Origin of the sequence: Roseateles sp., assembly GCF_049240545.1 — a bacterium.
GTDB lineage: Bacteria > Pseudomonadota > Gammaproteobacteria > Burkholderiales > Burkholderiaceae_C > Paucibacter_A.
Window position 1 is genome coordinate 1 of sequence record NZ_JBMLSK010000275.1, and the last position, 2,097, is coordinate 2,097.

The window sequence follows — 2,097 nt, forward strand, 5'->3', positions numbered from 1 at the left end:
CAGAGGTGGCCCCGTTTGTCTGAACAGCTTTCCCCGATTTACAAGTGGACTGCGGGCGGGTAGCAGACGGTGCAGAGTTGTCCACGGCGGCGGTCGGCGCTTGCGACGAACCGATCGACGCGGTGGGCAACTCGGGGCGCACCAGCGATCTCATCTTATGCGGCCACTGCCAGTGTCGGCAGATGGGCGAAGCAGTGCTCATCGGGCGTAGCGTCAGCCAGGCTCGAATGGGCGCGGGCCGCGTTGTACCAGCCCACGTAATCGGCGATGTCGGCGCGCGCCGCACTCACGCCGTCGTAGGCCTTGAGGTACACGCGCTCGTATTTGACGCTGCGCCACAGCCGCTCGACGAAGACGTTGTCGCGCCAGGCACCTCGGCCGTCCATGCTGGGTTGGCAGCCTTGGCCCAACACCACGTCGGTGAACTCGGTCGCGGTGAACTGGCTGCCCTGGTCGGTGTTAACGATCTCAGGCGTGCCCCAGCGGGCAAACGCGTGCTCGATCACCTCCCGGGCATGACAGGCCTCCAGCGTGATGGCCACCTTGTGCGCGAGCACCCGGCGGCTGGCCACGTCCACCACCGCGGTGAGGTAGACGAAGCCACGCGCCATCGGGATGTATGTCGTGTCCAGGGCCCAGACTTGGTTGGACCGCTCGATGGCCAGCTTGCGCAGCAGGTACGGATAGATCTTGTGGCCCGGCGCGCGCTTGCTGGTGCCGGGCTGCGGCGCCAGGGCCTCGATGCCCATGCGCTGCATCAGCGTGGCGATGTGACGCCGGCCCACGTCCACCCCTTGGCGATGCAGTTGGCGGCGCAGCATGCGCGCTCCCATGAAGGGGGACTCCAGGTGCAACTCGTCGATGCGGCGCATGAGTTCCAGGTCGGCCCCGCTGGTGGGCCTGGGCAGGTAGTAGACCGAGCCTCGGCTCATGCCCAGCAGGCTGGCCTGGCGCGTGATGGGCAGGGCGTGATTACGGTCGATCATGGCTTTGCGCTCAGCAATCCCGCCTTGGTGAGCGCGCGTTCTAAAAATTCGTTCTCCAGCGCCAACCGGCCGATCTTGGCGTGCAGCGGCGCCAAGTCCACCGGTGGCAAGACTCGGCTGCCGGCGCCGAAGACGTCGGCAGCCCCCTCGAGCAGTTGGCGCTTCCAGTCCAAGATCTGGCTGGAGTGCACCTCGTACTCCTTGCACAGCTCGGCCATCGTCTTGTCGTCACGCAAGGCGGCCAGGGCAACCTGTGCCTTGAACGCCGGACTGTGGGTGCGCCGCGTGCGGCGCGCTGACTTCTTGACCATCGAAAACTCCTTCTCGCCAGACCTTCCTCGGCCCAGCTCGACGCCCAGCGTTTCCACTTATCGCGCTGTTCAGATTTCCGCGACCACCTCTCAAGCGCCTTGCCGGTGGAGGTCTGCTCGAGCGAAAGCTTAGGCCGCATGGGGTTCGGGGCGATCTCGCGGGACGAGGTCGAGATAGTCGGCGAGCGTTCCGCCAGCGAGCGGCTTCATCATGACGCGGAGTACGTTGACTTGATTGCCGATTTGGTAGCCGTGTCGTTCTCTCGTGTCCACGAAGCCTTGTGCCTGCCAGAATCGCTCAGCTCGTACGTTGCCTTTGACAACTCCCAACCGAAGCCAGTGAGCTCCGCAGGCTACGGTCCAAGTTTCTAGTTCGCGATAGAGCGACGGTGCGAGACCCGTTCCGTGGTGCGCAGTTGCCACGATGAAGGTGCTGAGATTCCAAACTCCGGGCACGAAGATGTTAGACAAGAGGTTTGCCATTGCTACCAGGGAGCCCGTGTGATCCTGGTAGCCGATTACGAACTTCTTGGAGTAAGTGAGCCATACCGGGAGTTCACCAGCTATCTCGTCTTTTGCTTCATCGCTACCGGCAGGCTCACCCTGGACTGCCAGAAAGTATGCGGGGTTCGCATCAAAGAACTGCTGAAGCAAAGGCGCGTCGTCTATGCGCAGTTCAAGAGTTCGCAATGACGCGACTTTGCCGCTAGGGAGGTCGGTGGAGAGTTTCATACGGCCTAACTTACAGGTCCCGGATGATTGATGACTCTTTTGGTGAACAAGTGAGGGTGTGATTCTTG

At 62.7% G+C, this 2,097-nt stretch carries 2 protein-coding genes; both read right to left on the reverse strand.

Going from position 1 to position 2,097, the window contains the following annotated elements; genetic code table 11:
- Positions 1–155: 155 nt before the first annotated feature.
- A protein-coding gene (locus ACOVRJ_RS17700; RefSeq protein WP_422045153.1) for an IS3 family transposase occupies positions 156–1,297 on the reverse strand; the annotation gives its coding sequence in 2 pieces (ribosomal slippage) (positions 156–1,033 and positions 1,033–1,297; 1,143 coding nt in all).
- A 129-nt stretch (positions 1,298–1,426) separates the two neighbouring features.
- Positions 1,427–2,029, reverse strand: coding sequence for a GNAT family N-acetyltransferase (locus ACOVRJ_RS17705; RefSeq protein ID WP_422045154.1), 603 nt, complete (start codon positions 2,027–2,029; stop codon positions 1,427–1,429).
- Positions 2,030–2,097 lie beyond the last annotated feature (68 nt).

What these genes read in the sequence shown, in the direction of transcription:
- ACOVRJ_RS17705 (WP_422045154.1), bottom strand. Translation starts at nt 2,029, where the DNA reads ATGAAACTCTCCACCGACCTCCCTAGCGGCAAAGTCGCGTCATTGCGA.